The following is a 23,648-nucleotide window of genomic DNA, read 5'->3' on the forward strand; positions in this document are numbered from 1 at the left end:
TTCAGTTCTGCAGTTCCACCGTCACCACGGCGCCGCCCATCTGGGGGCCCGTCGCCACGGTCTTGAGCACCTTGCGGGTGGCGGTGTCCACCCACACGGTCGTGGTGCCGGGCTCGCCCTCGGCGGAGGTGAGCTCCACCTTCCAGGCCTTGAAGCTGCCCGCGGGCACCTTCAGATCCTCCTGGCCCGCGACCTTGAGCTGCTTGAGCTGGACCTTCTGGCGCTGGAGGTCCGCGTTGCGGAAGGTGGTGGTGTAGCCGTCCGCCAGGGGCAGACAGGCCAGAGCATCCTCGGAACCCGAACCCTCGGCGTAGGCCCCGCCGCCCAGCTCGATGCTGAAGGGCCTGGCGTTGCCGCCCATGGCCATGGAGCCCGTGGCCTTGGAGCCCTCATAGGCCAGCTCGATGGTCACGGCCCCCTGCTTCACGAGGCGCTTCAGGGGCACGAGGCTGTCCTGGGCCATGGTGGTGGTCTCCACCGCCTCCCCGCCGGGCAGCTTGGCGGCATCCGTCACCACCCAGGCGCCCCCTTCCTCCTTCACGGTCCGGACCATGGAGATGGGCATGGAGCGAGGGCCCATGGCGATGGTGCCCGCATAGGTGAAGGTGCCGGCCGTGGGCTTCGCGACGGGTCTGGGGACGCCCACCGCCGCCGCGTCGGCCTTTTTGGCCAGGACCACCGTCTTGGGATCCACGGTGATCTCCGGCAGGCGCTTCATGACGTCCGGCTTGCCGCCCTCCTGGTGGCGGGCCTTGAGGTACTTCGCCAGGAAGGTCTCGGCGGCGGCGAACATGGCCTGGTTGTTCACGGGCCGGGCGAAGCCGTGGCCCTCGTCGGGCGCACACAGGTACTCCACCGGGAAGCCGCGGTCCCGCAGGGCGATGACGATCTGGTCGCTCTCGGCCTTCTTCACGCGGGGATCATTGGCGCCCTGGATGACCATGAGCGGGGTGTGGATCTTCGCCGCGGAGTTCAGGGGCGACTGGCGCTCCAGCTGCTTCCTTCCCTCGGGCGTGTTGGGGTTGCCCATGCGCTCGTGGAACACGATGCGGCCGGCCTCCCAGTAGGGCGGGATGGTCTCCAGCAGGGTCAGCAGGTTGGAGGGGCCGACGATGCTCACGGCCGCCGCGTAGAGGTCCGGCGTGAAGGCCACGCCGGCCAGGGTGGCGTAGCCGCCGTAGGAGCCGCCCATGATCCCCACGCGCTTGGGATCGGCGATGCCCTGGGCCACCAGGTGCTTCACGCCCCAGGTGAGGTCGTCCTGCATGAGGTCGCCCCACTGCTTGTTGCCGGCATTGAGGAACTTCTTGCCGTAGCCCGTGGAGCCGCGGAAGTTGGGCTGCAGCACGGCATAGCCGCGGTTGGCCAGGAACTGGGCCAGGTTGTTGAAGCCCCAGGCATCCCGGGCCCAGGGGCCGCCGTGGGGCACCACCACCAGGGGCAGCCCCTTGGCGGGCACGCCCTTGGGCAGGCTCAGGTAGGCGGGGATCTCCAGGCCGTCGCTGGACTTGTAGCGGATGGGCCGCATGGCGACCATGTCCTTCCGGGGCAGGTCTTCCCGGGACACGTATTCCAGGCTCAGCTTCTTGGTGCGGCGGTCGAAGAGGTAGCGGCTGCCGGGATCCTGGTCGCTGTAGGCGGCCACCATCACCAGCTGCTCGTCGTTCGTCATGGAGGCCAGGCCGATCTCGCGGCCGGGGAGCTTCGCCTGGATGCGCTTGAAGTCCGCCTCCCAGGCCTTGTCCTTCCAGTAGATCCGGGTGCGGTCGTCCTGGTAGGTGGTGGCGATGAGCTCGTCCGTGAGGTCCGAGAACAGGGCCGAGCCGAAGTCCACGCGGCCCTTGGGATCGGATTCGAGCTTCTCCTCCTTCCCCGTGGCGGGGTCGAAGAGCACCAGCTCGGTCAGGTCGCGGTGGCCCTTGTTGGTCTCCAGGTAGACCCGCTTGCCGTCCTTGTGGAAGTTGATCGGGGCGGCGGACTCGAAGATCGAGCACTCGTAGACCTTGGTGAAGCCCTCGGGATCCACGCGGAGGATCTCGGTGTCGCCCTTGTCCGTGGTGCGCAGGGCCAGGCGCAGGTTCGCCTGCTTGTCGAAGACCCAGCCGGCGATGCGCTCAGTGTTCTTGCGCACCAGGGTCCGCTCGCCCGTGGAGATCTTCACCTTGTAGACGTCGTGCCAGGCCGCGTCGCGGTCGTTGAGGCCCACATAGATCGTGTCGGGATCGGCCTTGGGCACGGCGTAGATCATGGCCCGGGCGCCCTTGGCGGCGGTCAGGTTGCGGGCCTCGGGCACCTCCTTGCCGGCCGCTGCGGGAGCCGCCGGATCCACGGCGTAGACGTTGTAGTTCTCGTCGCCGTCCCTGTCCTGCACGAAGAGGATCTGCTTGCCGTCCCGGCTCCAGAAGAAGGCGGGGATGGGGCGCTTGGGGTCGGCGGTGATCAGGTGGCCCTTGGCGTAGGGTTCGCCCACCTTCTTCACCCAGATGTTGCGGGTCTCCCTGTACGGCTTGAGGAAGGCGATCCACTTGCCGTCCGGTGACAGCTGGGCGCCGGCGATCTCGGGGTTGCCGAAGAACTTGTCGCGGTCGATGAGCGGCGGAAGCTGGCCCTTCCGGGCGGCGGGTGCGGGCGGCTTGGCGCCCTCGGCCGCCAGGGGCAGCGCCAGAACGAGGGCGAGGCCCACCCGCAGGAGGGCCTTCAGGGTCGGGGATGAATCCATGGGTGGAACTCCTTGGATAATGGAGAGGGAGAAGTGAAGTCTACGCTGGAATCCGCTATCGGTTGATCCCCGTCCCAGGAAGGACCTGACCTCTCGATCCATGCGACAGTCGAGGTGGAGGTCCCATGAAAGCCGTCATCCAGCGCGTGAAGCGGGCCTCGGTGCGCAGCGGGGAGCTGGAGGCCGCCATCGGGCCGGGCCTGCTGGTGCTGGCGGGGCTCGAAGCCGGGGACACGGAGGAGACCTGCGCCTGGGCCGCCGCCAAGATCGCCTCCCTGCGGATCTTCGAGGACGCGGACGGGAAGATGAACCTGGGCCTCGCGGAGGTGGGCGGCGAGATCCTGGCCATCAGCCAGTTCACGCTGGCGGGCAGCATCGCGAGGGGGCGGCGCCCCTCCTTCGATCAGGCCATGGCCCCGGATGCAGCCCGGGTGCTCTTCCGCCGGTTCCTCGACCTGCTCAGGGCCCAGCATCCCCGCGTGAAATCGGGCTTCTTCCAGGAACACATGGAGGTGGAGCTGCTGAACGACGGCCCGGTGACCTTCATCCTGGAGCGCTGAAGGGGCGTCCCAGCCAGCGCTCCAGCGGAGGCGCCAGGACCAGGGTCAGCCCCGCGAACAGCAGGCCCGCCGCCACGTCCGCCACGTAGTGGACACCGATGTAGACCGTGGCGAAGACCACGGCCAGGGCCCAGGCCCAGAGCAGCGGCGCCAGCCGGGGGAAGGGCCGCGTCGCCAGCAGGGCCGGCAGCACCGAGAGCGCCGTGTGGCCGCTGGGGAAGGCGTCCAGCGTGGTGGACTCGGCGCCGTTCAGGAAGGCCCGCACGGCCTGGGAGACCGCGCCGCCGCCCAGCTGCGCCGCGGCCAGCGCCTCGGGCACCCGGGGACCCTCGGCGGGCCACAGGAAGTAGCCCAGGAAGGAGAGGTAGAAGCCGAGCAGGATCCGGAAGGCCACCCGCTCGAAGCCTTCGGGCCCCGACCGGATCCTCGCCAGCACGGCCACGGTGATGGGCAGGAAGTAGAAGCTGGCGTAGGCGAGGTAGACCAGATCCGTGAAGGCCGCGGGCCGGCCGAAGGCCCCGTGCCAGTGCGCCGCCAGGGCGCCGAACCATCGCCGGTCCGCCGCCGCCAGGGCCGAGTCCCAGCGGTGGCCGTTCACCGCCACCACCAGCGGCTGGAGGAGCAGGAACACCAGGAGCACCACCAGGATCGACAGGAAGTCCCGCAGTGCCGGGGCGGCCCGTCCCCGGGCCAGGCCCAGCACCAGCAGGACCAGGAGCAGCCCGGCGAAGGTGGCCGACCTCGGCGCCCAGCCCCCCGGGCGCGCGAAGACCGCCAGCGCCAGAAGGCCCGCCAGGACCAGGGCCGTGAGCCGCTCCGAGGGCCGCAGGGCGGCGATCGCCCCGCGGATCATGGTTCCGGCGCTCCCCGTTCCTCGCCGGTCCAGACGGGATCGCCCTCCGGCGGGCCCAGCCAGCGTCCCGGATCCTCCAGGATCTTCTGCACCAGGGCCAGGGAGCGGGCGCAGGAGAAGGCGTCGTCGATGCGCTCGTCGAAGGTCCAGCGCACGGAGAGCGCCTCCTCGGACGTCACGCCGTCCCGGCCCGCGAAGCCCGCGCGCCGGGGCGCGGACACGGCCCCGAAGATGGAGACGGTGCCGTACTCGTAAAGGTGGTGGTAGACGTCGGACACGCCCACGGAGCCGAGGTTCGCCAGGAAGAGGCTCGCGTACATGGGATCGTCCCGGATCATGAAGGCCGGGAAGAGGTTCCAGTGGTCCAGCGTCCGCGCCAGACCCACCAGCGCGCGTACCAGGGGACCCGGTAGCCGCATGATCAGCCCCACCTCCTTGTCCACGGCGCAGTCCGTGTCCCGGGCCTCATCCACCTGGGTCGAGAGGCGCCGGGAGAAGGCCGCGAAGCGCTCCCCCCGGGGGCACGCCAGCTTCACCGTGACGTCGGGACCGTCATCGGTGAACTCGCGCTTGGCCACGAAGGAGATGGACACGCCCCGCCGCTGGTAGATCCGCCCACCCGAGACGAAGCGGTTCAGGCGGGGGCGGGCCTCCAGGGCCACGGCGGTGGCGTAGGCCACGAGGTGGAACATCGTGGCCCGGGGGTGGTGCGCACGGTTGTAGGCCTTGAGCCAAGTGCGCGTGGCCGCGATGCGGTAGACGGATTCCTGGTAGACGCAGCTCTCGTTCCGGCCGCGCATGAGGTAGGGCATGATGCGCCGCACCGGGGCCTCACCGCGGACCAGGTCGCCATCGGGACGGGAGAAGAGGGGCATGGATCAGGGTTGTCATCCGGCCCTGCCCTGTCAAGGCGACCCTCGGCTCCTCTTTTGCGTTGACACCTGATGGGGCCGGGATTATCCATGGGGCAACTTTTCCGGTGACCCCATGACGACGCCTTCCGCACGCCTCCGCCTGCCCGCTTCCGGCCTGCTCGCCGCCGGCCTCCTCCTCACGGGCGCGCCGGCCCGGGCCCAGGCGCCCGGTCCCTGGACCGCCACCGTCTACCTCCAGCAGAGCTGGCCCAAGCAGACGGAGACCAACCGCCAGATCAAGGACATCAACGCCGCGCTCGGCTCCTCCTTCAAGACCTGGGACGACGTGGCGAACCTGAACCTGGGCGTCCAGGCCTTCCGGGACCTGGATCCCCGCTGGAAGGTGGGGCTCGAGCTGGACTACTCCCGGGGGAAGATCGACGGCACCGCCCTGGTGGACACGCCCGCCGGCCCGGCCAACCTCTCCTTCGAGCAGAAGTACACCGTCTACGCGGACCTCCTGGCCCTGGTCCAGTTCCGGCCCCTGGGCGCGGGCGGCCGCTGGATCCCCTTCCTCCAGGGGGGCCTGGGCGTGGCCTACGAGAAGGACCGCACCACCCTCACGCTGCGGAACCCCTACCTGGACGAGACCCTGCTCCATGTGGACAACGACGGCTGGTTCCCGATGTTCACCGTGGGCGCCGGGGTGGATGTCTACCTCTCGGAGAAGCGCACCTGGTACGCCGAGGCGGGCGTGAGCTACACCTGGGCCCGCCTCAAGCACGACGTCGCCGCCAGCGGCTCCCTGGCCCCGCCCACCGTCACCGCCGACACCGACTCCACCGGCCCCAACGTGTGGCTGGGCGTCGGGCGGCGGTTCTAGGGCCCGGCCCCCGGACGCGGCGGCGCCCCGGGGGATGATGCCCGGGGCGCCGGAGTCCTGCGGGGGGTTCAGAGCGTCATGCGCTGGAGGCTGGCCTTGAGGCTCTCGTCGACGATGGCGAGGCAGTCGGCGAAGTGGGCCTTGGTCTCCTTGCTGAAGCCGGGCTTCATGGGGGCGGCCTTGAGGGCGGGCTGGAGGGCGCGCAGGGCCTCCCGGGCCAGGGCCCGGGCATCGGCGGGCGTGAGGGGGTTGGCCTTCAGCACCTGGGCGCTGAGCTGGCGCAGGTGCTCCCGCTGCAGGTTGCGCCGCATCACCGGGACCTCGCGGCCGCTCTTGAGCTCGGTCCAGATGGCGCCCTGGAGGGTGTCGTAGAGCTCCGACAGGCGGAAGACGCCCTTGGGATCCGCCAGCTTGTCCGGCGCGTCCAGGATGCGCTGGGCCACGGCGGGCTGGAACAGCTGGGCCAGCACCTGGGTCTGGGTGCGCAGCACCCACTGGGCGGGCGACGGATCGGCATTCACGGGGCCGCCGAAGCGGTCGGTGGTGAGCCGGGACATGAACTCGGGCTTGAAACGGAAGGCGTCCACGGAGAAGAGTCCCGTCTCCAGCAGCTTCAGGGCCTGGCGCTGACGGGCGGCGGGAACGGGCGTGATGGGCGCCCGGCCCGTGCCCGCGTGGTCGCGCAGATGGACCACGCCGCCGATGTATTTGGCGCTCAGGTTGGCGGAGAGGCCCACCTGCCCCAGGGCCCGCAGCAGCCCCCGGCGCAGGGGCTGGTAGTCATCCCCGTCCTTGAAGGTCTTGGCCTGGAGGCGCTCCCAGAGCTCCTTCGAGAGGTTCAGGCGCTTCTGGTAGAAGGCCAGGGGATCCGAACCCAGGTCGCGGCGGTTCACCTCCGGATCCATGCCCTCGAGGCCCATGAAGCCCAGGGCCTCCTCATCCGTGCCGTAGGCCAGCTCCGGCTCGGAGCTGCGTCCGGCGATCTTCGCGAGGGCCGCCTTCTCCTCCGCGGGGGCCAGCGGCTTGTAGCCGTACTCGATGACCCAGTGGTCGTAGGGCCCCAGGGTGCTCATCACGTACTCGCCCTGGCGCTGGCCCTTGAGCGCCAGGTTCAGCGCGTTGTAGTCCATGACGGACCCGGTCAGGCCGTGGGTCTTGGTGAACTCCGGATCCGAGACCTGCTCCAGGGAGTAGATGGTCGAGGCCCGGAAGTTGTGGCGCAGGCCCAGGGTGTGGCCCACCTCGTGGGTGATCACGTCCTTGAGCACGGCGGCCACGTAGGCGTCCTCCTCCGGGCTGCCGGGCGTGATCTCGCCGCGGGTCTCCAGGAGGTCGAGGGCGAAGCCCATCTCCTGGTGGGCCTCGGCCGCGTAGGTGCAGAGGTCCTGGTCGTGCCGGAACAGGAAGGGCTCCTGGGCCCGGGGCGGCAGGGTCTCGCGGGCCTCGGTGCGGGTGCCGCGGGCCCAGACCTCTCCGATGCCGATGTCCGCGTCCAGGATCTCCCCGCTGCGGGGATCCACCTGGCTGGGCCCGATGGCGAAGCCGATGTCCGTGCCCGTGAGCCAGCGGAGAGAGGCGTGGCGGGCATCATGGGTGTCCCAGTCCGCGTCGGCGGGCTGGACCTTCACCTGGATGGCGTCCTTGAAGCCCTGCTCCTCGAAGGCCTTGTTCCAGGCCAGCACCCCCGCCGTGACGGCGGGGCGGTACTTCTCGGGGATGTTCCGGTCCAGCCAGAACACGATGGGCTGCTTCGGCTCCGAGAGCGGGGCGGCGGGGTCCTTCTTCTCCAGGCGCCAGCGGTGGATGTAGTGCACCTTGGGATCCACCTTGGTGTCGTCGCCGAAGTCCCAGCGGGTGGTGGCGAAGTAGCCCAGCCGGTCGTCCGCCAGGCGCGGCGCCATGGGCTGGTCCGGCAGCTTGGCGAAGGAGACATGCCAGCCCAGGAACAGGCTGCGGATGTCCTCCAACGTACCCGGAAGCGGCGTGAAGGGCATGGGCGGGGCCCCCGGCATCTGGACCGGGGGCAGGATGAGACGCGCCAGGGCGTAGTGGGCCTCGATCCGGAAGGCCGCCTGGTCCTCAGAACTGCGGACCTTCTCGAAGAAGCTGTTGGCGGCATCGAAGCCATAGGGCTGGCGGTAGGTGGCCTCCAGCCGGGTGGCGCCCATGGGGATGTCCTTCAGCAGCAGGGCATTGGCCTCCACCAGGAAGGACTTCCGCTCGGGATGGGGCTGGCTGAGCACGGGAGCGCTGGAGAGCAGGCTGTCCGTGAAGCCCTCCGCCACGGCCCGCGCGGCGGCAGAGCCCTCGGGGGCGGTGAAGGAGGTGTTCTTCGCCAGCAGCTGGAGGGAGTTCCCCACCCGGCGGAAGGTGGCCATGTAGCTGGCGTCCATCATGCCGCCATAGATGCCGCGCTCCCCAAGGCCGCGGGTGCTGCTGACCGCGAAGAAGAACGGCTTGTCCAGCTGCTCGGGCCGCACCTCGATCCAGACCTTCTCGTCCTTGGTCCAGAGCGTGAAGAACCCCTTCTGCTCCTTGGCTTCCTTGACGACCTCGGCGAAGGGCTTCAGGGCGCCGGGCGCCGGGGCTGCCGCGGGCGCTCCGGCCGGGGGCTTGGCGCCGTTCGGCGCCGTCTGGGCCGCCAGGCTCAGGCAGAACAGGGGCAGGAGCGCGGCGAGGCGCGGATGATGGCACATACGGACCCTCCTCCTTATGGAGACATGTGCCATACCATACGCGGACGTCCTTATCCGCGTTTAGGGATTTTCCGATGCCCGAGAAGGCTCAGGCCGCTCCGGCCAATCCCCCGATCCAGGCCAGGACGTCGGCACGCATCTCGGGGCTGAGGGTGTGGCCGACGGGATAGAGGCGGGTGACGTGGGGGATGCCCAGGTCCTCCAGCCACCGGTCGGCGCGCTGGGCCCAGTCCGGGGGCAGGGTGTGGTCCCGCTCGCCGTGGCCGATGAAGCCGCGCAGGTGGGCGAGCCACTCCCGGCCGGCGATGCGGGGCTCGATCTCCGGCAGGATGCGGCCGGAGAGGAGCGCGAAGCCGGCCACCCGCTCCGGGGCCGTGAGGGCCACACTGGCGCTCATGATGCCGCCCTGGCTGAAGCCGGCGAGGACGGTGCGGCGCGCCTCCACGCCGTGGGCGGCCTGGAGGTGGTCGATGAACCGGATGAGCGCGTGGCGGCTGTCCTCGGCCTCATCGGCCGCGATCCTGGGGCCCTCGGTGGTGAAGGCCACCCGGAACCACCCGAACTGCCCGGGGCCGAGCTGGAGACGGCTGCGGACCAGCACCACCAGGGTTCCGGGATCCACGCCCGCCGCGAGGTCGGCCAGGTCCGTCTCCTGGCCTCCGACGCCGTGCAGGAGCACCACGAGGGCCCGGGGCCGCTCGGGCTGCGGCTGGAGCACGCGGTAGGACAGGCCCGAGGCCGCGTCCTGCTGCAGGGCCCCGAGGGAATGGAAGGATGGAGTCATGGCGGAACCTCCAGGAAGGGCTGAAACGCGTCCACCTCCGGCCGCTCCCGAGGAACGACCGGAGGCGGATGGGAACGACGGGTCGGCCGGGCTTACTTCTTGGCCGCCTGGGCGACCTTGCCGGCTTCCACGTTGAGGCTCACGGCCACGGACTCGCCGATGACGCCGGGGAAGGTCTTGATGCCGAACTCGTTGCGGTTGAGGGTGAGGGCGCCGTCCACGAAGCCGGCCACCACGCTGCCGGGCGTCATGCCGGCCTGGGTCCCCGCATTGGAGATGGGGAAGGTGATGCGCTTGGTGACCCCGTGCATGGTGAAGTCACCGGTGATCTCGAGCTTGCCCTTGGCCACTTCCTTCACGGACGTGCTCTTGAAGGTGATGGTGGGGTACTTCTCCACGTCGAAGAAGTCGGGGGACTTGAGGTGCTTGTCCCGGGCCTCGTTGTCGGTGCTGAGGCTGGCGGAGGCGATGGTGACCTCCACGGTGGACTTGCTGATGTCCGAGGTATCCACCTTGATGGTGCCGTCGAACTTCGTGAAGCGGCCGCTGACCTTGGCGAGCAGGTGGCTGACCTTGAAGCTCACCTCGCTGTGGACGGGGTCGATCTTGTAGGTGTCCTCGCCGGCCAGGGCGGGCACGGCCGCCAAGGCGAGGGTGGCGAGAAGGGCGCGGAAGGGGTGTCGCATGTGACCTCCAGAGAATAGGTGTTTCACCATGCAATTAGTGTAGATCCTGCAAACGAAGTTGCAACACCTTTTTTTCGAAATCTTGAACCCCTAGTGGCAACACCTACATTTACAGCAGATAAATTGCGAAATCCCTTCGCATGGCGCGGTTCAGCCCTTCCCCTTCACGCAGAGGCAGGAGGTCTCGGCCCGCACCTGGGCCCGGGCCTGGGCGCGCCGGAGATCCTCCCCGGCAGCGAAGGCCTCGGCTTCGCGACCCTGGGCCGCCAGCGCTTTCTGGAGGCCCAGGAGGGACCAGTAGTTGGCGGGGTAGGCCCGGAGGTCCGCGCGGTAGACCGTCTCGGCCTCCTTGGCGCGCCCTGCGGACAGGAGCACGGCCCCCAGGGCGTGGCGGGCGGGGACGACGCAGGCGGGCGGCTCGTCGTACTTGAGGGCGTCCTCCAGATGCACGGCCTCCTGGAGGCGCTGGATCGCCTCGTCCACCCGGCCCTGGCCGAAGGCGATCTCGCCGGCCAGGAAGGCGCGGGACACCTGCATCACCTGGCGGGCGTGGTTGGACCCCCAGAGGTGGGTCTCGGGGATCTTCGGCAGCGCCGCCTCGAAGGCCGCCTGTTCCTTCAGGGCCTCCCCGCTCCGGCCCGTGGCGGCGAAGGCCGTTCCCCGCAGGGCGTGCCAGCTGGCGGTGGCCAGGGGCAGCCGGGCGTCCGGAGCGGGTTCCGCCAGCAGCTCCTCCCAGAGGCCGAACCGCTTCTGGGCCTCCCATTGCCGCGTGGTGAAGGCCTCGGCGAAGGGGGCGTTGGCCACCACCCAGTCCAGGGGGAAGGCCGTCACCACGGCCCTGGTCTGGGCCAGGGCCACCTCCTTGCGGCCTTCCATGAGGGCCGTGTAGGCCAGGAAGTCCGCGTTGTGCACCATGTAGATCCCGTAGAAGCCGATCTCCGGCTGGCGGGCCCGGTAGCGGCCGTCGGCCTCCATGGCCCGCTCGTTGGCCTCGGCCGCCCCGCCCCAGTCGCCGATCCGGGCATAGATGTGGCCGGGCATGTGGACCAGGTGCCCCGCATCGGGCACCAGCCGGCGCAGCCGGTCCGCCGCCGCCTTGGCCCGCCCGGGATGGGGCGAGCCCTCATAGGCGTGGATGGTGAGGTGGAGGGCCAGGGGATGGTTCGGGGCCAGGGCCAGGGCCCGGCGGAGGGCGCCCAGGATCTCCAGGGTGCCGGGCTGGGGCTCGCCGGCCCGGGTCCACTGGTCCCAGGGCCGCGTATCCATGAGGGCCTCGGCATAGAGCGCCGCCACGTCGGCGTCCTTGGGGAAGCGGGCCGCCACCCGGCCCATGGCTCGGGCGTAGGCCGCGTCCAGGGCGCTGCGGTCCGCGGGGTTGGGCATGGCGTAGCGGGACGCCAGGGCCTCGATGAGGGCCCGCTCCACCGGCGGCGCCCCGGCGGCGCGCTTCCGGGCCTGGCCGAGGGCCTCCCAGGCCGCCTTGGCCTGGACCTCGTCCATGGCGGGGTTGTTGATGTGGGGACCGTTCACCAGGGCGAGGCCCCACCAGGCCATGGCGCAGCCGGGATCCAGGCGCAGCGCCTCCTGGAAGGCCCGGGCCGCGGCCTCGTGGTTGAAGGCGTAGGCCCACACCAGCCCCTGGTCGAAGGCCGCCTGGGCGCCGGGGACCTGGGTGGCGATGCGCCGGTGGTGGCGGCCCAGGTCGTAGGGCCGCCAGGGGGCCGGGGCCGTCCCGGATTCCGGGGGAGCGCCGACGGCCAGGGCGCAGGCGAAGAGCAGGACCGGGGAAAGGAAGCGCATGGATCACCCCTCGAAGAAGCTCGGTGTCGACTCTACTTCGCCATGATAAAAAAGTGAATTAGAGTCTCATGCGCGATCAATTCGTCGCCGGCCCCGCCCCCTTCAGCCGGAAGAACCCCACGGTGGATTGGAGCTGCTCGGCCTGAGCCGAGAGCTCCTCCGCCGTGGAGGCGATCTCCTCGGCGGCCCCGGCATTCTGCTGGATCACCTGGCTGAGCTGCTGGATGGCGGTGTTGATGTGGTCCGCGCCCGTGGCCTGCTCCCGCGACGCGGCGCTGATCTCCTGGACCAGGTCCGCGGTCTTCCGGATGTCGGGCACGAGCTTCGCGAGCATCTGGCCCGCGCGCTCCGCCACCTCCACGCTGGAGGAGGACAGCTGGCCGATCTCCCCGGCGGCGACCTGGCTGCGCTCGGCCAGGTTGCGGACCTCGGAGGCCACCACGGCGAAGCCCTTCCCGTGCTCCCCGGCCCGTGCCGCCTCGATGGCGGCGTTGAGGGCGAGAAGGTTCGTCTGCCAGGCGATGTCGTCGATGATCGCGATGCGGGCGGCGATGTCCTTCATGGCCGAGACGGCCTCGGCGACGGCGGCGCCGCTCTTCCGGGCATCCTCCGCCGCCCTGATCGCCAGCTGCTCCGTCTGGCTGGCATTGTCCGCGTTCTGCCGGATGGTGGCGTTCATCTCCTCGATGGAGGCGGCCGCCTCCTCCGCCGCGGCCGCCTGCCGGGAGGTGCCCTGGGACAGGTCCTCCGCGGCGGAGGAGATCTGGCGGCTGCCTCCGGCGACATGGGCGGCGGCATCCCGGATGCCGGACATCACCTGGTGCATGCTCTCCATCATCTTCTTCATGGCCCGGAGCACCCAGCTGGCCTCATCCCTCCCGGGCACCTGGATCTCGAGGGTGAGGTCCCCCCGGGCCAGCAGCTTGACGGCCTCGATGCTCGCGCGGAGGGGCTTGGCGATGCTGCGGGCGATGGAGACGGCCAGCAGGATGAAGACGAGGCCGACGAGGACCAGCCCGACGGCGAGAAGGTTCCGGGTCCTCGCCATGCCGGAGACCTCAGCCTCCTTCCGGGCGGTGAAGGCCTCCTCCTGCTCCCCGATGAGTCCCAGGAGGAGCGTTTCGGCCTCACGCCAGATCGGCGCCTCCTTCTCCACCAGCAGCGCGGTGGCGGCCTCCCGGGTTCCCAGGGCGGCTTCGCGCTGGACATCGGCTTGCAGCGCCTGGTCCCGGGCCCAGAGGATGGACAGGGCCCGCAGGCGCGGGCGCATGGCCTCGGGGGCCAACCGGGCCGCCCGCTCCAGGGATTCAAGCGACTGCCGGTGGGCCGCTTCGAAGGCCTGCCCGGCCCTGGCGTCGGAGGGATCCAGCAGGACGTTCCGGGTGGCCTGCCCCATCTGGAGGCCGCCGGCCTGGATCCGGTTGAGCTCCACGAGGAGTTGGAGGTCCCGGTCGACCATCGCCGTGATGGAGACCTCCATCTGGCGCCGCTGGCGATGCGACAGAACCCCGATCGTCACGAGGCTCAGGATGATGAACCCGAAGAGCAGGTTCAGCCTCCATCGAATCGTCATGTCCTTGAGCACCCGTGGCCCCCCTTTCTCGGAAAGATGGCAAAGCAGGGAAAAATAATGCTGAGTAGGAATACAGCAATCTTGGAGCCAACCCATCAGGGAGGCCCCAAGCTCATGTACTAAGCAGAGTTGATGCACCTTATCGGCCGGTTGTCGAAACAGATGAGAGATCAATTGTTATTCGCCATGGTCAAATCTTGACCAACCCCCTCTGGCGCCCGGGACTACATTTGAGCCATGGAATCCGGGTCCTGGCCGCTCCCGCGCCCCCTGCTCCCCGCGGAGATGTCCCCTGGCGGCGTGCTGCTCCGGGCGGAGTATTTCCAGGGGCCGATCGACACCCGGGCCTTCGCCGCCCGCCACCCGCACCACCGGGTGCTCTCCTCCAACCCCCTGGTGCTGGAGCCCGAGGCCGGGACCTGGGTCTACCTCGCCCGCTTCGGCGCCGCGGTGTTCTGGAACGCCTCCCCCGCGGTCGTGGCCTCGGTGATCCGGGACCTGGAGGATCTGCCCGGCATGGGCGCCCGGGCGGAAGCGGCCCGGGACGACCTGCGGGTGCACCTGGGCGCCGAGGCGGATCGCGTGGACTTCTCAGAGGTCTGGCTGCGCGACCTCACCCTGGACAAGCTGAAGATCGTCTCCCTGGCCCTGGCCCAGAGCGTGGCCCTGGACTCGGTGGAGGCCGAGGTGAGCCGGGCCATGGCCCGGTTCGGTCCCGTGGTGACGGCTCTCCGCGACGAGGGGCGGCTGGTCTCAGGACAAAAGGAGCTGCTGCGGACCGTGGGGTTCGCCATGGCGGTGCGGGCCGCGGTGCTGGATACCCTCACGCTCTTCGACGACCCGCCGGAGACCTGGGAGAGCGAGGCACTGGCCCACCTGGACAGCGCCCTCTTCGACCAGTTCGACCTGGAGGAGCGCCTCGCGGCCGTGAACCAGAAGGTGGCCTACCTCCAGGACGCGGGCGCCACGGTGCTGGACGTGCTGGCCCACCGCAAGGATCAGCGGCTGGAGTGGATCATCATCGTCCTCATCCTGGTGGAGGTGGTGCTCTTCGTCTGGAAGGAGTTCCCCATCAAGTAGGCGGCGCCTACACCCTCGGCGCCTCCATCCCGAACTGGGCCCAGCCCTCCTTCGTGGGGCCGTAGATGCTGGGCACGTGCAGGCCCGCCTGCCGCATGAGCACCGTCATCTGGCCGCGGTGGTGGGCCTGGTGGCTCACCAGCACATAGAGCGCGAAGGCCCCGGTCCAGCTCTCGCCGTAGAGCGTGAAGTTCCGGCCCAGTTCCGTGTTGCTCCAGCTGCCCACGTGGTCGAGCAGGGACTCGCTCACGGCGCGGTAGGCCGCGAGGATCTCGGCCATGGTGGGCGGAGGCGGCGTGGCGATGAACCCGTCGGGTCCCAGGCCCACGGGCCCCTTCACCTTCAGGCCCAGGTTCTGGGGCAGCTCCAGGACGGACTCCACCAGGTGCCAGGCCAGGCGCCGCAGGTCCCGGTGCTGCTCGTCCACGGCCTGATGGGCCGCGGCGTCGGGGATGGCCGAGAGGACCGCCAGGGTCTTCTCCGCCTCCTGCTCCCAGATGGTCTTGAAGTCCTCCACGCGACGGAACATGCCTGCCTCCTGGAAAGTCCCCGGAAGCATAGCGCAATGATTCCGCGAATGCTCAGACCGGCGTGACGCTCCGGCGCTTGGCGGGCCAAGCCTCGCGGCGGCGGGCCCGGGCGAGACGGGTGATGAGCTCATGGCGGAGGTCGGCGGGATCCACGATGGCGTCCACGTGGAGATCGGCGCCCAGCTTCTTGAGGTCGATGTCCTCGTTGTACTCGTCGCGGAGCTGCTGGACGTAGGCGGCGCGCTCTTCTTCCGGCTTCTCCGCGATCTTGTTGGCGAACACCGCGTTCACGGCGGCCTCCGCCCCCATCACGGCGATGCTGGCCGTGGGCAGGGCCAGCGTGGCGTCGGGGTCGAAGCCGGGCCCGCTCATGGCGTAGAGGCCCGCGCCATATGCCTTCCGGACCACCACACAGATGCGGGGCGTCGAGCAGGAGGCCATGGCGCTGATCATCTTCGCCCCGTGGCGGATGATGCCCTGCTTCTCCACGGCGCTGCCGATCATGAAGCCGGGCACGTCGCTGAGGAAGACCAGCGGGATGCCGAAGGCGTCGCAGAGCGTCATGAAGCGCGTGGCCTTGTCCGCGCTGTCCACGAAGAGCACCCCGCCCTTCACCCGGGGCTGGTTGGCGAGGATGCCCACGGGCTTGCCGTCCAGGCGCGCCAGGCCCGTGATGATCTCGCCGGCGAAGAGCTTCTTCACCTCCAGGAAGCTGCCCTCGTCCACCAGTCCCTCGATGAAATCCTTCATCTGGAAGGGGGAGTTGATGTCCTTGGGAACGAGGGCGCCCAAGGCCTTCGCCTTGGGCGTAACCGCCTTCGGCGGAACGGTAGGCAGGGCATCTTCGCAGTTCTGGGGGAAGTAGGCGAGATACTGGCGGCAGAGGGCGATGGCCTCCTCCTCGGTCTTGCAGAGGAAGTCGCCGCAGCCGCTCACGCTGCAGTGCATGCGGGCGCCGCCCAGGTCCTCGAGGCTGATCTTCTCGCCGATGACCATCTCGGCCATGCGCGGTGAGCCCAGGTACATGCTGGCGTTGCCCTCTACCATCATCACCACGTCGCAGAAGGCGGGGATGTAGGCGCCGCCCGCCGCCGAGGGCCCGAAGAGCAGGCAGACCTGGGGCACCAGGCCGGAGAGCGCCACCTCCATGTGGAAGATGGTCCCGGCGTGGCGCCGGCCGGGGAACATGTCGAGCTGATCCGTGATGCGGGCCCCGGCGCTGTCCACCAGGTAGAGCATGGGGACCTTCATCCGCAGGGCCACCTCCTGGATGCGGATGATCTTCTCCACCGTGCGGGCGCCCCAGCTGCCGGCCTTGATGGTGCTGTCATTGGCCATGAGCGCCACGGGGCGCCCGCCCACCGTGGCCGTGCCGGTGATGACGCCATCGGCCGGAAGGTCCTTGCACAGGGCGTTGGCGAAGAGACCGTCCTCGGCGAAGCTGCCCTCATCCACCAGCAGGCGGATGCGCTCCCGGGCGAAGAGCTTGCCCGCCTCCGCATTCTTCTCGTGGGCCTTGACGGCGCCGCCTTTCTTGATGCGGTCGACTTCCGCGTGGAACTGCTCGGGCTGCATGGGGACCTCGGGATGGATCCTCCAGCATAGCGGGGCGACTCCGGAGCCGCGGCATGCGATCCTGGAGCGATGCACGGCGCGGGCGGAAGAAGGCGGCCTGGGTACCTCACGGCGCCCTTCCTCGTGGTCTGCACGTTCTACTTCCTGGTCTTCGCGGCGGGCTACCAGCTCTTCCCGGTGGTGCCCCTGCGCCTGCGGGAGTTCGGCGCCAGCCTGGCGGAGAGCGGACGCTTCCAGACGGCCTTCATGCTGGGCTCGGGCTTCGGCGCGCTGTTCACGGGGCCCCTGGGCGACCGCCTGGGCCCGCGCCGAGTGCTGCGCGTGGCCTCCGTGGCCGTGGTGGGGATCCTCCTGGTCTACGCGCTGCTGAAGGTCCGCTGGGTGTTCTACCTGCTGGCGCCCCTGCACGGCCTGCTGTGGTCCGCCCTGCGCACGGCCTCCGTGGCCAAGGTGGGCGGCATCCTGCCCCTGGAGCACCGGGCCCAGGGCCTGTCCATCTTCGGCCTCACGGGTCCCGGCGGCGTGGCGGTGGGCCCCCTGGTGGGACTCTGGCTCATGCCCCGCCTGGGCTTCACCTGGATGCTGGTCTTGCTGGCGGGTGTCTTCGCGGTGCTGTTCGCCCTCATCGGCTCCCTGCCCCGCGAGCAGGCCCGCGAGATCGAAGGCCCGATCTTCCAGTGGCCGGACCGCAGCATCTGGGGGACCGTGGCCGTCATGGGCCTGGTGGGCCTGAGCTTTGGCCCCATGCCGCCCTACAGCGCCCAGGAGGCCAAGGCCCTGGGCCTGGCCTGGCCCGCGGCCTTCCTCACCTGCTTCGCCCTGGGCATGATGGCCATGCGCGGCCTGCTGGCGCTCACAGGCATGGGCCGGCGGCCCGTGGCCCTGCTGCCGGGCATGGCCGCCCTGACCGCCCTGGGCTACGGCCTGCTGGCCTTCCTTCCCGGGGGCCTGGCCCGGCACCTGCTGTCGGGCCTGGTCTACGGCGCCGGCTACGGCATGGTGCACACCCTGATGCTCACGCACCTCATGGAGACCACTCCGCCGGAGCGCCGGGGCGCGGCCACGGGGGCTTTCTTCTTCGCCTTCGACGCCACCACCGCCCTGGGTTCCCTGGGCCTGGGCTGGGTCATGCAGCACGGCGGCTTCCGCTGGGGCTGGGCCATCGGCACGGGCCTGATGGTCCTGTGCATCCCCGTGGCCCACCGCGTCGTCCAGCCCCGCGTGACACCCGCGGCGGACCCCTCTGCCATCCTGGAGGGATGACGGATCTTTCGAGCACCCGGCCGCGCCTCATCACGCGCCAGTTCGCCCTGGTCTGGGCCATCACCTTCCTGACCTTCTTCGCGGCCTTCCAGCTCTTCCCCACGGTGCCGCTGCGCCTGCGGGAACTGGGGGCGAGCCTGGCGGAGAGCGGCCGCTTCATGAGCCTCTTCACGGCGGGCAGCGCCCTCGGGGCCCTGTTCACCGGGCCCCTGGGCGACCGGGTGGGCCATCGCCGGCTGGTGATCCTCTCTGCCTCGCTCTACACGCTCTTCCTGGGCGCCTACGCCCTGATGCCCGTGCGCTGGGGCTTCTATGTGCTGGCCTTCCCCCACGGGATCGTGTGGTCGGGCCTGCTGACGGCCACCATGGCCTCACTGGCCCACGTGCTGCCGCCGGACCGCTCGGCGGACGGCCTCAGCCTCTACGGCCTGGCCAGCCCAGGCGGGGTCATCGTGGGCCCCCTGCTGGGCCTCTGGATCTACCAGCGCTGGGGCTTCGCGCCCATCGGGTGGTACCTGGCGCTGATCTTCCTCGCCCTCGGCGCCCTGGGAACCACCCTGCCCAAGGACCATCCCCACGGCCGGGCGGAGGGTTTCCAGTGGCCCGATTCCTCGGCCCTGGGTCCCAGCCTGGTCCTCTTCTGCGTGGCCCTGGGCTACGGCGCCCTAGGCAGCTACACCGCCCAGGAGGCCCTGGCCCTGGGCATGCCCGTGCCCTCGGCCTTCCTGTCCTGCATGGCCGTGGGCATGGTGCTCATGCGCCTCGCCATGCTCCGGACGGGCTTCGGCCGGCGCCCCATCCGCCTGCTGCCGGCCATGCTGGCCGGTGCCATGGCGGGCATGGTCCTGCTGGCGGTCCTGCCGGGCGGGACCGGGCGCCACGTGGCATCGGCCGTGCTCTACGGGGCGGGCTACAGCATGGTGCACACCCTGCTCAACGCGAAGCTGCTGGAGACAGCGGACCCGAAGCGGCGGGGCGCGGCCTTCGGCGCCCTGCTCTTCGCCTTCGACTCCGGCATCGGCCTCGGCAGCTTCAGCCTGGGCTGGGTCATCGGACACCACGGCTACCGTCTGGGCTGGGCCCTGGGCGCGGTGGCCATCCTGGCTTCCCTTCCCGTGGCGAGGCGCCTCGCCCGGAACTGAGAGCGCCCGGCAGAACCTGGGCTCAGAGGTCGTATCAAAACCCCGACGAGGCCGCGATGAAGCCAGGCGGGATGCACCGAAAGGAAGCGCCCGCAGGGCGATGCGGGACATCGTTCAAGGGCGGTGACGCCGCGGGGCGCCCGCCTGGCTTCATCCCTCCGGGCGAGGGCACCGGGCGTCGCGATGCCGCGTCAAGCTCGTCGCGCGTAGTGCCTGCTACGCATCTCCTCGCTTTCCTCGCCTCGCTCGCCCGGTTCCCTCGCGCGGCCACGTGGGGGTTTTGATACGACCTCCTAGAGCGCCTCGAACGCGGCCTGGAGGCGGGTCCGGACGGTCTCGGCATGGGCCCTCAGGGCCGCATTGTCGATGGCGGCCATGGATGCCACCGGATCCACGACGGAGACTTCCGTGCCGCCCGCCACGCCGCGCAGCACCACATTGCAGGGCAGCATGACGCCGACGCGGGATTCCAGGTCGATGGCGCCCTTGGCGAAGGCGGGGTTGCAGGCGCCCAGGATTTTGTAAGTGCCGATCTCCGCCCCGACCTTGGCCCGCAGGGTGGCCTCCACGTCGATCTCCGTGAGGATGCCGAACCCCTCCGCCATGAGCGCGGCCCGCGCCTTGGCCTCGCAGGCCGCAGGGTCTTCCGCCAGGACCTTCGTCATGCAGTAGCTCATCGCCGCTCCTCCTGAGGGATCCCAGAGCATAGGTCAGGGCCGGAGCCCCCGCAACGGCTCCGGCTCAGAGGGAAAAGCGGCCTTCAGCTGCGGCGGTGGAGCTTGTGGACGGAAGCCTGATCCACGCACTTCACGAGGATCTCGTCGATGTTCACGTGGTCCGGGAGCATGAGGCACCAACGCACGCACTCGGCCACGTCCAGGGCGGTAAGGGGCTTCACGCCCTGGTAGACGGCCTTGGCCTTGTCGCCATCCTTGAGGCGCACGTTGGAGAACTCGGTCTCGGCCATGCCGGGATCCACGGAGGTCACGCGGATCTGCTCGCCGTTCAGTTCCAGGCGCAGGCTGTGGGCCATGGCCTTCACGCCGAACTTGGAGGCGCAGTAGACGCTGCCGCCCTCGTAGGGCTGGTGGCCCGCCGTGGAGCCGATGAAGAAGACGTGGCCCCACCCGGCCTTGCGGAGGTGCGGCAGGCCGGCGCGGACGGTCTTCACCACGCCTTCGACGTTGGTGCGCATCATGGCTTCCAGGTCCTCGTCCGGCGTCTCCCACATCTTGTAGACGCCGCTGGCCAGGCCCGCGTTGGCCACCAGCACGTGCAGCCCGCCGAGGGCGGCAGCGGCCTCGGCCACGAAGGTGTCCACGCTGGAGGTGTGGCGGGTGTCCACGGCCCCCGCGAAGACCTTCACACCATGGGCCTTCCGGAGCTCATCGGCCAGGGCCTGCACCCGCTCCACGCGGCGGGCGCCCAGGGCCAGGTGGCAGCCCTGGGAGGCCAGCAGACGCGCCATGGCTTCGCCGAAGCCGCTGGAGGCGCCGGTGATGAGGACGATGGGATGCTCGGGACGCATGGGGCCTCCTCTGATGTTCTGGCTGCAAGAAGGAAAACTGCACTCGTTGGGGCTCGCGAAGAAAGCGGAGATCACAGAGATGGGAATTGGATCCCGTCTCTTCCCTCTGTGTCCCTCCGTTTCCTCATCTTCTCTCGGCGAGTGTCTTTCAGCGGTAGTTCCTGTGGAACTCGCCCAGCGCGTCCACCACCTTCTGGATCTTGTCGGTGGGCGGGAGGATGGTGGTGCGGAAGTGGGCGGTGCCCTCGGCCTGGCCGAAGCCCGAGCCCGGCACCACGCAGATGCCGGTCTGTTCCAGCAGCGCCATGGCGTAGTCGGAGTCCGTGCGCCCGGGCGGGAGGGTGATGCTGGGGAAGGCGTACATGGCCCCGGCGATGATGTTGCAGGTGATGCCCTCGATGCGGTTCAGGCCCTCGGCCAGCAGGATGGCCCGCTGCTTCAGCGCGTCCAGGATGGCGGCCTTCTCCGCGGCGTACCGGGCATAGGAGGGCATGCCGGGTTTCGGCGGCCGCACCATGGCGTAGGTGGCCGCCTGGCCCGCGAGGTTGGCGCAGAGGCTCACGCTCTGGAGCTTGAGGATCTGCGCGGCCACATCCTCGGGCACGTTCCGGTACTCGAAATAGCCGCCGCGCACGCCGCACTCGCCCAGGAAGCCCTTGGAGCAGGAGTGGAAGCTGAAGAGCGAGACGTCCTTCGCCTCCACCTGGTGGAGCACCTTGGCGAAGGAGGTGAACTCGTCGCCGGCCAGGTAGATGTTCTCCTGGTAGACCTCGTCGGCCAGGATGGAGAGCCCGTGGGCCCTGGCGAAGTCGATGATCATCTCGATGTTCGCCTCGTCCAGCACCGCGCCGGTGGGGTTGCCCGGGTTGATGACGCAGATGCCCTTCACGTGGGTGCCCTCGGCCTTCGCCTTGGCCAGGGAGGCCTCCAGCATGGGGCGGCTCAGCTTCCAGCCGTTGGCCTCGTCCAGGTAGTAGGGCACCATGCGCCCTTCGTACAGCGTGATGGTGGCCGAGTAGAGCGGGTACTGGGGGATGGGGACCATGACGCCGTCCCCGGGTCCGCTGATGAGGAGGCGGAGGATGGTCTGCACGCCCTTGCTGGCGCCGTCCGTAAGGAAGATGGCATCGGGATCCACCCGCATGTGGTCGCGCTCGAGGATGAACTCGGCCACGCCTTCGCGGATGAACCGCACGCCCCGACTCTCGCTGTAGGCACCGAGACCGTGCCTCGTGCCCGCGAGGATGGCCCTCGCGGTCTCGACCACGTCCGCCGGGAAGGCGCCGGGGGCCAGATCCATCAGGTCCGGATACTCGCAGAGGGCCAGGATCTGGCGGTTCCAAGTCAGGGGCTTCTGCCCCAGGGACTGGGGGTTGCCGATGTTGCAGTAGATGATCTCGCGGCCCTGCTTCTCCAGCTCTGCGGCCCGGGCCACGATGGGACCCCGCACGGCGTATTCGGTCTCGAGGACGGCCTTCCCGAGGTCGGTCAGATGAATGGTCATGAACACTCCAACCCTCAAGTCTAGCGCGGGGCCGGTCTGTGATCCGAGTCATCCTACTCCGTGTCAGCCCTTCCTACCTTGGGTGGAAGCAGGCGGGGAAGATAGACTGGACGCTCCGGATCCTTCCAGCCACGCCACCTCCCCTCCTTTCCAGAAGAGGCATCCATGCTCGGTTTCTCGCTCACCCCCGAACAGCTGGCCGAAAAAGAACGGGCCCACACCTTCGCCGAGAAGATCATGCGCCCCGTGGCCCGCAAGTATGACGAGACCGGCGAGTGGGCCGTGGACGTCTACAAGGCCGCCTTCGACTTCGGCTACCTCCAGGCCCTGGTGCCCGAGGACTGCGGCGGGCCCGGCGCGTCGCAGATGGACGAGGCTATCGTCTGCGAGGAGCTCTCCTGGGGCTGTGGCGGCCTCTACACCTCCATCATGGCCAACGGCCTGGCCATGACCCCCCTGCTCATCGCCGCCAGCCCCGAGCAGAAGAAGAAGTGGCTGGGCATGATCGCCGAGGAGCCCAAGTTCGCGGCCTTCTCGCTGTCCGAGCCCAACGCCGGCTCCGATGCCGGCGGCATGACCTGCCGCGCCGAGAAGAAGGGCGACAAGTACATCATCAACGGCACCAAGTGCTACTGCACCAACGGCGGCTACGCCGACTGGTATGCCCTCTTCTGCAGCACCGATCCCAGCAAGGGTGCCCGCGGCACCAGCTGCATCGTGGTGCCCCGCGACACGCCGGGCCTGGTGGTGGGCAAGGCGCTGGACAAGATGGGCCAGCGCGCCTCCAACCAGGTGGAGCTCTACTTCAACGACGCCGAGGTGCCCGCGGAGAACCTCCTGGGCAAGGAGGGCATGGGCTTCGTCATCGCCATGAAGACCCTCGACCAGACCCGCGCCGCCGTGGCTGCGGGAGGCGTGGGCGTGGCCCGCGCCGCCTACGAGATCGCCCTGCAGTACGCCAAGACCCGCATCCAGTTCGGCCAGCCCATCTTCGCCAACCAGGCCATCAGCTTCATGCTGGCCGACATGGCCAAGAAGATCGAGGCCGCCCGCCTGCTCACCTGGCAGGCCGCCTGGATGACCGACAACGGCATCAAGAACTCCAAGCAGAGCGCCATCGCCAAGACCTTCGCCACAGACACCGCCATGGAGGTCACCACCGACGCCGTGCAGATCCTCGGCGGCAACGGCTACAGCCGCGACTACCTGGTGGAGAAGTGCATGCGCGACGCCAAGCTCCTCCAGATTTATGAAGGAACGAACCAGATCCAGCGGCTGGTGATCGCCAAGGAAATCCAGCAGGGGAATTGACGGTCAGAGAACGGACGAACCAGCGGGTCCCCACTCGGAACGCGCCTGAATGGCGCGTTCCGAGTGGGGATCCGCTGGTTCGTTCAAGCAACCAGGTTGGCCACCTATTCCTGGCCAGAGATCCAGCAGGGGAACTGACCGGCCAGAGGCCCCTATGCTCAAAAGGCGGCCCATCGGCCGCCTTTTGAGCACTTGAAGGGATTTGGGTCTTGATGGGCACAACACCCGACCCTAGAATCCCTGTCAACCATCCATCTTTATCAGCTCAACAAGCCGTGAAAGTGGGGGAGGGACTCCCGCCGGGGAT

General features: G+C 69.4%; 19 protein-coding genes. 6 read left to right on the plus strand and 13 right to left on the minus strand.

What is annotated here, in order from left to right:
* Position 1: 1 nt before the first annotated feature.
* A complete protein-coding gene (locus tag G398_RS17020) occupies positions 2 to 2,719 on the minus strand; it encodes a S9 family peptidase (RefSeq protein WP_084512217.1) in 2,718 nt (905 codons plus the stop codon).
* A gap of 125 nt (positions 2,720 to 2,844) precedes the next feature.
* Between G398_RS17020 and dtd the strand changes: the two genes are divergently transcribed.
* Positions 2,845 to 3,279 carry a D-aminoacyl-tRNA deacylase gene (gene dtd / locus G398_RS0107525; protein WP_026853143.1) on the plus strand — a complete coding sequence of 145 codons (435 nt, stop codon included), beginning with the start codon at positions 2,845 to 2,847 and terminating at the stop codon, positions 3,277 to 3,279.
* On the opposite strand, the gene G398_RS0107530 is transcribed toward dtd, so the two are convergent.
* Together G398_RS0107530 and G398_RS0107535 are read right to left on the minus strand one after the other, a co-directional pair.
* Entirely contained in the window at positions 3,263 to 4,132 is an 870-nt protein-coding gene (locus G398_RS0107530; protein ID WP_026853144.1) for a phosphatase PAP2 family protein, read from the minus strand. The two genes, dtd and G398_RS0107530, sit on opposite strands and share 17 nt — an antisense overlap.
* Positions 4,129 to 5,007 carry a hypothetical protein gene (locus G398_RS0107535; RefSeq protein WP_026853145.1) on the minus strand — a complete coding sequence of 293 codons (879 nt, stop codon included), beginning with the start codon at positions 5,005 to 5,007 and terminating at the stop codon, positions 4,129 to 4,131. Before G398_RS0107535 ends, G398_RS0107530 begins: the two co-directional genes overlap by 4 nt.
* A gap of 112 nt (positions 5,008 to 5,119) precedes the next feature.
* Between G398_RS0107535 and G398_RS17025 the strand changes: the two genes are divergently transcribed.
* A complete protein-coding gene (locus G398_RS17025) occupies positions 5,120 to 5,869 on the plus strand; it encodes an outer membrane protein (protein ID WP_043484255.1) in 750 nt (249 codons plus the stop codon).
* A gap of 68 nt (positions 5,870 to 5,937) precedes the next feature.
* On the opposite strand, the gene G398_RS17030 is transcribed toward G398_RS17025, so the two are convergent.
* The 5 genes from G398_RS17030 to G398_RS17035 all read right to left on the minus strand — a co-directional run bounded on the left by G398_RS17030 (position 5,938) and on the right by G398_RS17035 (position 13,408).
* Entirely contained in the window at positions 5,938 to 8,565 is a 2,628-nt protein-coding gene (locus G398_RS17030) for a zinc-dependent metalloprotease (protein ID WP_043484257.1), read from the minus strand.
* A gap of 88 nt (positions 8,566 to 8,653) precedes the next feature.
* The gene (locus tag G398_RS0107550; protein WP_043484259.1) at positions 8,654 to 9,349 is read right to left on the minus strand and encodes an alpha/beta hydrolase; all 696 of its coding nucleotides are present in this window, start codon (positions 9,347 to 9,349) and stop codon (positions 8,654 to 8,656) included.
* Between the two features lie 92 nt (positions 9,350 to 9,441).
* Positions 9,442 to 10,035 (minus strand): YceI family protein, encoded by a 594-nt coding sequence (locus tag G398_RS0107555; protein WP_026853147.1) that lies wholly within the window; start codon positions 10,033 to 10,035, stop codon positions 9,442 to 9,444.
* Positions 10,036 to 10,185: 150 nt separating this feature from the next.
* Positions 10,186 to 11,835, minus strand: coding sequence for a tetratricopeptide repeat protein (locus tag G398_RS0107560; RefSeq protein WP_052571658.1), 1,650 nt, complete (start codon positions 11,833 to 11,835; stop codon positions 10,186 to 10,188).
* A 76-nt stretch (positions 11,836 to 11,911) separates the two neighbouring features.
* On the minus strand, positions 11,912 to 13,408 hold the full coding sequence (locus G398_RS17035; protein ID WP_157492322.1) for a methyl-accepting chemotaxis protein: 1,497 nt from the start codon (positions 13,406 to 13,408) through the stop codon (positions 11,912 to 11,914).
* 237 nt (positions 13,409 to 13,645) lie between these two features.
* Between G398_RS17035 and G398_RS0107570 the strand changes: the two genes are divergently transcribed.
* Complete coding sequence (locus G398_RS0107570) at positions 13,646 to 14,488, plus strand: RMD1 family protein (protein ID WP_026853149.1); 843 nt, start codon at positions 13,646 to 13,648, stop codon at positions 14,486 to 14,488.
* A gap of 7 nt (positions 14,489 to 14,495) precedes the next feature.
* On the opposite strand, the gene G398_RS0107575 is transcribed toward G398_RS0107570, so the two are convergent.
* Complete coding sequence (locus G398_RS0107575; RefSeq protein WP_026853150.1) at positions 14,496 to 15,017, minus strand: DinB family protein; 522 nt, start codon at positions 15,015 to 15,017, stop codon at positions 14,496 to 14,498.
* 52 nt (positions 15,018 to 15,069) lie between these two features.
* On the minus strand, positions 15,070 to 16,593 hold the full coding sequence (locus G398_RS0107580) for an acyl-CoA carboxylase subunit beta (RefSeq protein WP_026853151.1): 1,524 nt from the start codon (positions 16,591 to 16,593) through the stop codon (positions 15,070 to 15,072).
* A 69-nt stretch (positions 16,594 to 16,662) separates the two neighbouring features.
* On the opposite strand from G398_RS0107580, the gene G398_RS0107585 reads away from it, so the two are divergent.
* Positions 16,663 to 17,856, plus strand: a complete 1,194-nt coding sequence (locus tag G398_RS0107585) for an MFS transporter (protein ID WP_026853152.1) — start codon at positions 16,663 to 16,665, stop codon at positions 17,854 to 17,856.
* On the plus strand, positions 17,853 to 18,998 hold the full coding sequence (locus G398_RS0107590) for an MFS transporter (protein WP_026853153.1): 1,146 nt from the start codon (positions 17,853 to 17,855) through the stop codon (positions 18,996 to 18,998). The genes G398_RS0107585 and G398_RS0107590 overlap by 4 nt, the downstream gene beginning before the upstream one ends.
* A 293-nt stretch (positions 18,999 to 19,291) precedes the next feature.
* On the opposite strand, the gene G398_RS0107595 is transcribed toward G398_RS0107590, so the two are convergent.
* The 3 genes from G398_RS0107595 to G398_RS0107605 all read right to left on the minus strand — a co-directional run bounded on the left by G398_RS0107595 (position 19,292) and on the right by G398_RS0107605 (position 22,030).
* Complete coding sequence (locus G398_RS0107595) at positions 19,292 to 19,675, minus strand: DUF302 domain-containing protein (RefSeq protein WP_026853154.1); 384 nt, start codon at positions 19,673 to 19,675, stop codon at positions 19,292 to 19,294.
* An 83-nt stretch (positions 19,676 to 19,758) separates the two neighbouring features.
* Complete coding sequence (locus G398_RS0107600) at positions 19,759 to 20,526, minus strand: SDR family NAD(P)-dependent oxidoreductase (RefSeq protein ID WP_026853155.1); 768 nt, start codon at positions 20,524 to 20,526, stop codon at positions 19,759 to 19,761.
* 148 nt (positions 20,527 to 20,674) lie between these two features.
* Positions 20,675 to 22,030 (minus strand): aminotransferase class I/II-fold pyridoxal phosphate-dependent enzyme, encoded by a 1,356-nt coding sequence (locus tag G398_RS0107605; protein WP_026853156.1) that lies wholly within the window; start codon positions 22,028 to 22,030, stop codon positions 20,675 to 20,677.
* Between the two features lie 165 nt (positions 22,031 to 22,195).
* On the opposite strand from G398_RS0107605, the gene G398_RS0107610 reads away from it, so the two are divergent.
* On the plus strand, positions 22,196 to 23,341 hold the full coding sequence (locus tag G398_RS0107610) for an acyl-CoA dehydrogenase family protein (RefSeq protein ID WP_026853157.1): 1,146 nt from the start codon (positions 22,196 to 22,198) through the stop codon (positions 23,339 to 23,341).
* Positions 23,342 to 23,648 lie beyond the last annotated feature (307 nt).

It is taken from the genome of Geothrix fermentans DSM 14018 (assembly GCF_000428885.1).
Taxonomy (GTDB): Bacteria; Acidobacteriota; Holophagae; order Holophagales; family Holophagaceae; genus Geothrix; species Geothrix fermentans.

Coding starts and splice junctions, on each gene's coding strand:
- G398_RS0107560 (WP_052571658.1), bottom strand. CDS start 11,835: ATGCGCTTCCTTTCCCCGGTCCTGCTCTTCGCCTGCGCCCTGGCCGTC.
- dtd (WP_026853143.1), top strand. CDS start 2,845: ATGAAAGCCGTCATCCAGCGCGTGAAGCGGGCCTCGGTGCGCAGCGGG.
- G398_RS0107570 (WP_026853149.1), top strand. CDS start 13,646: ATGGAATCCGGGTCCTGGCCGCTCCCGCGCCCCCTGCTCCCCGCGGAG.
- G398_RS0107590 (WP_026853153.1), top strand. CDS start 17,853: ATGACGGATCTTTCGAGCACCCGGCCGCGCCTCATCACGCGCCAGTTC.
- G398_RS0107585 (WP_026853152.1), top strand. CDS start 16,663: ATGCACGGCGCGGGCGGAAGAAGGCGGCCTGGGTACCTCACGGCGCCC.
- G398_RS0107605 (WP_026853156.1), bottom strand. CDS start 22,030: ATGACCATTCATCTGACCGACCTCGGGAAGGCCGTCCTCGAGACCGAA.
- G398_RS17020 (WP_084512217.1), bottom strand. CDS start 2,719: ATGGATTCATCCCCGACCCTGAAGGCCCTCCTGCGGGTGGGCCTCGCC.
- G398_RS0107580 (WP_026853151.1), bottom strand. CDS start 16,593: ATGCAGCCCGAGCAGTTCCACGCGGAAGTCGACCGCATCAAGAAAGGC.
- G398_RS0107535 (WP_026853145.1), bottom strand. CDS start 5,007: ATGCCCCTCTTCTCCCGTCCCGATGGCGACCTGGTCCGCGGTGAGGCC.
- G398_RS0107530 (WP_026853144.1), bottom strand. CDS start 4,132: ATGATCCGCGGGGCGATCGCCGCCCTGCGGCCCTCGGAGCGGCTCACG.
- G398_RS0107600 (WP_026853155.1), bottom strand. CDS start 20,526: ATGCGTCCCGAGCATCCCATCGTCCTCATCACCGGCGCCTCCAGCGGC.
- G398_RS17030 (WP_043484257.1), bottom strand. CDS start 8,565: ATGTGCCATCATCCGCGCCTCGCCGCGCTCCTGCCCCTGTTCTGCCTG.
- G398_RS0107610 (WP_026853157.1), top strand. CDS start 22,196: ATGCTCGGTTTCTCGCTCACCCCCGAACAGCTGGCCGAAAAAGAACGG.
- G398_RS0107555 (WP_026853147.1), bottom strand. CDS start 10,035: ATGCGACACCCCTTCCGCGCCCTTCTCGCCACCCTCGCCTTGGCGGCC.
- G398_RS0107595 (WP_026853154.1), bottom strand. CDS start 19,675: ATGAGCTACTGCATGACGAAGGTCCTGGCGGAAGACCCTGCGGCCTGC.
- G398_RS0107550 (WP_043484259.1), bottom strand. CDS start 9,349: ATGACTCCATCCTTCCATTCCCTCGGGGCCCTGCAGCAGGACGCGGCC.
- G398_RS0107575 (WP_026853150.1), bottom strand. CDS start 15,017: ATGTTCCGTCGCGTGGAGGACTTCAAGACCATCTGGGAGCAGGAGGCG.
- G398_RS17035 (WP_157492322.1), bottom strand. CDS start 13,408: ATGACGATTCGATGGAGGCTGAACCTGCTCTTCGGGTTCATCATCCTG.
- G398_RS17025 (WP_043484255.1), top strand. CDS start 5,120: ATGACGACGCCTTCCGCACGCCTCCGCCTGCCCGCTTCCGGCCTGCTC.